Source organism: Acidithiobacillus sp. TH-A36 (genome assembly GCF_057473445.1).
The window spans coordinates 1-5,599 of record NZ_JBYCKP010000629.1 but is presented as its reverse complement, the minus strand read 5'-3'; the positions used below and the strand labels follow the sequence as shown (position 1 = coordinate 5,599).

The following is a 5,599-nucleotide window of genomic DNA, read 5'->3' as shown; positions in this document are numbered from 1 at the left end:
TGTTTGAATCCATGTTTTTCGGGCACATCAAAGGTTCGTTTACCGGTGCGGTGCGCGACCATACCGGTTATTTCCGCGATGCGCACAAAGGAACCCTGTATCTGGACGAAATTGGCGACCTGCCCTTTTCCCAGCAGGTCAAATTACTCCGTGCCCTTGATGACGGAATGATTCACCCCGTAGGTTCCAGTGAAGCCATCAAGACGGATTTCCGTCTGGTGACCGCCACCAACCGCCCCCTCAACCGCATGATTCAGGAAGGCACCTTTCGCCTCGACTTTTATCACCGTATTGCCGTCGTCGAGCTTTACGTCCCGACCCTGCAGGAACGTGGGCCAGAAGAAAAGCTTTTGCTGTTCAATGCCGCCATGCGCCAGTCTCTGAATCTTTATGCCCAGGAAGTTTGTGAGCTTCCGGATTTGCCTTTATGGTTGAAGGAATGGGTTTTCAGTTATTCCTTTCCAGGCAACGTCCGCGAACTGTACAACAAGGCAGCGCGCATGGCGGCTTATTACCTGGGACATCATCGCTTTGAACAGGCAGAATGTCTGCATCTGCTCTGTACCGAGGCGCTGGAATGCGAAGCGCAGGAACAGGAAGAACTGCCCGATTTTTCATCCCGGACGGAAGAACGCAGTCAGGTACTTCAGGCCCTGGAAAAAAATCAGTGGCGCAGATCGGAAACTGCCGATGCTCTGGGTTGGAGCCGCAAGACATTGTGGCTGAAGATGAAAAAATACGGATTATCTGATTGATGGCAAAAAGGAAGCAACACCGTAAAATCAGCTTTCTGTTTTGACCACACCGCTTTGAAAGACATTAACAAGGAGATAGCACATGCGTATACGAACAAAACAACCGGCCATTCGTATTCTGTCCATGACCATTGGGATACTGGTCGGAATGGGATTAAGCACCGGGGCTTATGCAGATAGCGCCGCCACCACCCCGCAGTCTGACAACCCGGCAGCACTTCCCAGTAGCGCCCCCGCGCAGGCACCCGCATTGACTCAACATGTGCTGAGTCTCATCAAAACGCACCAGCTTGTGGAACTGCGCACCATTTACAACGGTCCTTTTGCAGCCGCCATGTTTTTTAATCCGCAAACCCTCGATTACTCGGTAGTTCTGCTCAAACATCATGATTTCTGGTGGGTGGGCGAAACTGCAGATGGTCACAAAGCCGAACAGCTCTACACCAAACTGGCCACTCAGACCATTCGTCTGGCTGCGCCTGATCTTGCCAAAATCCAGTTGGATGCCCGCATTGCAGTCGCCAAGCGCAGCCTTGCCGCCCAGCAGAAGCGGGAAGAAGAATTGGCCCAACAAATTTCTGCGCAACAGAAAATTGTTCAGGCTGGAACTGCTGCCCAGAGTCAATTACTGCAGGAAGCCGAGGCCCTGGATGCCCAGCGCAAGTCGCTGGAAGAACAGCTCAGCACGACCAACAGTGCGATTGCCGGACTGCAAAGCAAAGCCCAGGCTGGACCTTCCATGGAAAGCTTTAACAATCAGGTCATACCGCATCAGACGCCCACCCAGCCCTACACGCCTCAGAAGAGCCGAATCCAGATTCGTGCCACCGCGCATCCATGACCGGACAGGATTCAGAACAGGACAATGGGGTACCGGGCAGCCCCGCTGAGTCACCCCGCCCTGCCCAACCCGTTTCCAGTGGCTTGCAATGCCTGGCCATGATTGCAGGTTATTACCAGCGCCCCTGCAATGCGGAGCAGTTGGCCCGGGCATTGGGCATGACAGCACCCATACTGCCTCCAGGCAAAATCATCCTGGCTGCACGGGAAGTCAAACTGGTAGCCAAAGTCGTCCAGTTGCAGTGGACAGATCTGGCCCGTCAGCACTATCCGGTCATGGCAGAGCTGAAAGACGGTAATTACATTGTGCTGGGGCGCTTCGAAAACCAGCGCCTGGTTGCCGTCGATCCTACCCGTGGTCAGCTCATTCTTGATCAGGCGACTCTGGAAAAGGCATGGACCGGACGGGTCATTTTTCTGAAGCCGCGTTTTTCATGGGGTGCTGAAAACCAGCGTTTTGGGTTGCGCTGGTTCATACCCATCATTCTGAAATACCGCAAGCCCGTTATCGAAGTCCTGATGGCGGCATTTGTGGTGCAGATGTTCGGGCTGGCCATGCCCTTGTTCGTGCAGTTGGTGATTGATCGGGTGCTGGTCTATCACAGCCTGCCCACCCTGGACATCCTGGCCATCGGCATGTTGCTGGTGATTGCTTTTGAAACCACCCTCAACGTCCTCAAGACGCTGATGATGACCCATACCACCAACCGCATTGATGTCACTCTGGGCGCGCGTCTTTTTGCCCATGTGCTGCGCATTCCCATGCGCTACTTTGAAACCCGCACGGTGGGCTCTACGGTAGCGCGTGTCCGGGAACTGGAAGTTGTGCGGCAATTTCTTACCGGCCCTACCCTCATGTCTTTCATCGACATTTGGTTTATCGGCATTTTCATTATTGTCCTGCTCTTTTACAGCGGATTGCTGACTTTGGTGGTGCTCGCCACCATTCCCTTCATGGTGGGATTATCCCTGGCCATATTCCCCGTCCTGCGCCGGCTGCTCCAGGAAAAGTTTGATCGCAGTGCCGAAAACCAGTCCTTCCTGGTGGAAACCATCACCGGTATCCAGACGGTCAAAGCACTCGCCGTGGAGTCCAAAATCTATCAGCGCTGGGAAGAAAGCCTCTCACGCTACGTCATGGCCTCCTATCGGGTAGATCGTCTGGCTGGTGTAACCAGTGCCTTCACCCAGATGATCCAACGGCTGGGGACCCTGGCAATCCTATGGGTAGGGGTCAAACTGGTGTTGGATGGCGAACTGAGTGTGGGTGAACTGATCGCCTTCCAGATGATCTCCGGTCAGGTCACGGGCCCCATTTTACGTCTCGCCCAGCTCTGGCAACATTTTCAGCAGGTGGGGGTATCCGTGAGTCGCATGGGTGATCTCATGAATACGCCGGCAGAACCGGTAGTGGATATTGGCAAGGCTTCGCCGCCCGCACTGCATGGCCGGGTAACTCTCGACAAGCTGCGTTTTCGCTATACGGCAGATTCGGAAGAAGTGCTCAAGGGCATCAGTTTTGACATTCCTGCAGGCTCTTTCGTCGGCATCGTCGGCCGCAGCGGTTCGGGCAAAAGTACCCTCGCAAAAATGCTGCAGCGGCTGTATCTGCCGGATTCAGGAACCGTGCTGATTGATGGCATCGACCTTCGCCATGTCGAGCCCAACTGGTTACGGCGACAGATCGGCGTCGTACTCCAGGAAAACTTCCTGTTCTCTGGAACCATTCGCGAAAACATTACCATGGTCTATCCTGAGGCCACTCTGGATCGCGTCATCGCCGCCGCGCAGCTGGCAGGCGCTCATGAATTCATCAGCAAAATGCCGGATGCCTATGACACCAAAGTGGGTGAGCGGGGGGACAGCCTCTCTGGCGGACAGCGGCAGCGCATTGCCATAGCCAGAGCCCTTCTGGGCGATCCGCGCATTCTCATTTTTGATGAGGCAACCAGCGCCCTCGACTATGAGTCGGAACGTATCATCTGGAAAAATCTTCATAAAATCTGCGAAGGACGCACCGTCTTTATGGCCGCACACCGTCTGGCCTCCATCCGTAGCGCAGACATTATTCTGGTAATGGACGATGGCGAAATTGTCGAACAGGGTGCGCATCAGACCCTGATCGCCCAAAATGGGATCTACGCCTTGCTGGCTCATGACGAAGAAGGAGCAAACTGAAATGGCACGTGCTTTGGGTGGGTTGCGCGGTAGCGTGGCAGAAGCCCGAGAAAAAAACCGTCAGGCTGCCCTGAAAAAGCTGGAAAATGAGTTTTTGCCACCCCTGCTGGAAATTCAGGAGCGCCCCCCGGCGCCGTGGCAGCACCGCATCCTGTGGACACTGGTTTTTCTTCTGGTGGCTGCCATTCTCTGGTCTTATTTTGGAAAATTGAATATCGTCGCCACAGCCAGTGGTCAATTTGTTCCTGACGGTAGGGTCAAAATGGTTCAGCCTATCACCACTGCCACTGTCGAACATATTTATGTGCACAATGGCGAGCAGGTGCGCAAAGGCCAATTACTGGTCTCTCTCAACCCGACGGTGACTCAGGCCACCCTCCATGCAACCAGACAGGAACTGGCACTGCGCGATATTGAAAGGGCGCGCATCCAGGCGCAACTCAGTGGCCATAACAGTCTCACCGCTACAGCCAAGGTAAACCCCGAATACCTGCAAATGGAAAATGCCCTGCAGGCCGCCCAGGAGGCCGAGTATCGGAGTCACCAGAGTGCAGAACAATCCCGTCTGGCCCAAAATCAGACCGCTCTGGAAGCCGCCAAAAGTCAGGGGGCTTCCCTGCAACAACAGGAAGATTTATTGCATCCGCAAGTCGTGGCAGATGCAGCCCTCGCCAAAATCGGGGCCATACCGGAAATCCAGTATATGGAAGCCCAACAAAAGGAAATCAGTCTGCGTGGACAAATTACCCAAAACAAGGGCGACATTGCCCGCTATACCCAACGTCAGACCGAACTGGAGCAGGATATTTCCGAAACCCGTGCCAACTATCATGCCACCTTACTGCACAGCCTCGGTGAAAACACCCAATCGGTAATTTCTCTGGAAGCTCAGCAAACTCACGCCAACCGCGAGCTGGCCTTGCATGCCTTACGCTCTCCGGTAAACGGCGTGGTGCAAAGTGTGGAGGTACGCAATATTGGTGAGGTGGTGACACCCGCGCAATCCGTGGTCAGCATCGTGCCGAGTGGGACCCCGCTGGTCGTTGAATGCGCCCTGCCTGATAGTCACATGGCCTTCGTTCATGTCGGTCAAAAGGCACGGGTCAAGGTAGCCGCTTATCCTTTTGAACAATATGGAGCCCTGCAGGGAGTGGTTGACAAAATCAGCCCTGATGCCATTTCCCAGCATGGAAGCGACGGCTCCAGCGGGGCATTGTTCTACCGTATCCGTGTTACCGTGGCGCATCCCTCTCTGATGGTGCACGGAAAGGCTGTCAAAATGCGCCCTGGCATGTCCGTATCCGTCAACATCAATACCGGGGAACGACGCATCCTGCAATTTTTCCTCAGCCCCCTGTTCCGCGACTGGGACGAAGGGTTGTCAGTGCGATGAAAAATTCTGGTACGGTTTTGCAAGTGGCGGTACAGCTTGCCGTGGTCATGCTCGGTCTGGCGGTAGCCTTACCTGCCAGGGCGCAGTCAGGCGCAGTTGATGACATCAGCAACACCGGGCTGGCTGCAGCCCTCAGTGATGCGCTCCCCGCTTCTCCACAATATTATGGTCATCCGTCCAGGGAACAGGAGCAGGTATTGGCCAGACAACGGCCCGATATCTCCCCTCAGCGGCCATTAAAGGCTAAAAAGCCTCAGACATCGCCTGTAGCGACTCCCAGGTCCACAACAGTGCCAGCTTCAGAGACCCAACCCGTCTCCCCGAAAGCGCCTCACCTGAGCAAAATCCCGACACTCTCACTGAATAGTCCGAAAGCGTCTCAGCGGCCGGCAGTCAGCGAAACTGTGCAGAAAAACAACCAGGTACCAGCACC

General features: G+C 54.9%; 5 protein-coding genes. All 5 read left to right on the top strand.

From position 1 onward, the window contains the following. A partial coding sequence (locus tag AC2VLY_RS15750) for a sigma 54-interacting transcriptional regulator (RefSeq protein ID WP_486922608.1) occupies positions 1 to 755 on the top strand: 755 nt, incomplete at its 5' end. Between the two features lie 82 nt (positions 756 to 837). Then, positions 838 to 1,596, top strand: a complete 759-nt coding sequence (locus AC2VLY_RS15745; protein ID WP_193651556.1) for a DUF2968 domain-containing protein — start codon at positions 838 to 840, stop codon at positions 1,594 to 1,596. Further along, complete coding sequence (locus AC2VLY_RS15740) at positions 1,593 to 3,773, top strand: peptidase domain-containing ABC transporter (RefSeq protein ID WP_193651555.1); 2,181 nt, start codon at positions 1,593 to 1,595, stop codon at positions 3,771 to 3,773. The genes AC2VLY_RS15745 and AC2VLY_RS15740 overlap by 4 nt, the downstream gene beginning before the upstream one ends. A gap of 1 nt (position 3,774) precedes the next feature. Then, positions 3,775 to 5,166, top strand: coding sequence for an HlyD family type I secretion periplasmic adaptor subunit (locus AC2VLY_RS15735; RefSeq protein ID WP_486922606.1), 1,392 nt, complete (start codon positions 3,775 to 3,777; stop codon positions 5,164 to 5,166). Next, a partial coding sequence (locus AC2VLY_RS15730; protein ID WP_486922605.1) for a hypothetical protein occupies positions 5,163 to 5,599 on the top strand: 437 nt, incomplete at its 3' end. The genes AC2VLY_RS15735 and AC2VLY_RS15730, both read left to right, overlap by 4 nt.

What these genes read in the sequence shown, in the direction of transcription:
- AC2VLY_RS15745 (WP_193651556.1), top strand. Translation starts at nt 838, where the DNA reads ATGCGTATACGAACAAAACAACCGGCCATTCGTATTCTGTCCATGACC.
- AC2VLY_RS15740 (WP_193651555.1), top strand. Translation starts at nt 1,593, where the DNA reads ATGACCGGACAGGATTCAGAACAGGACAATGGGGTACCGGGCAGCCCC.
- AC2VLY_RS15735 (WP_486922606.1), top strand. Translation starts at nt 3,775, where the DNA reads ATGGCACGTGCTTTGGGTGGGTTGCGCGGTAGCGTGGCAGAAGCCCGA.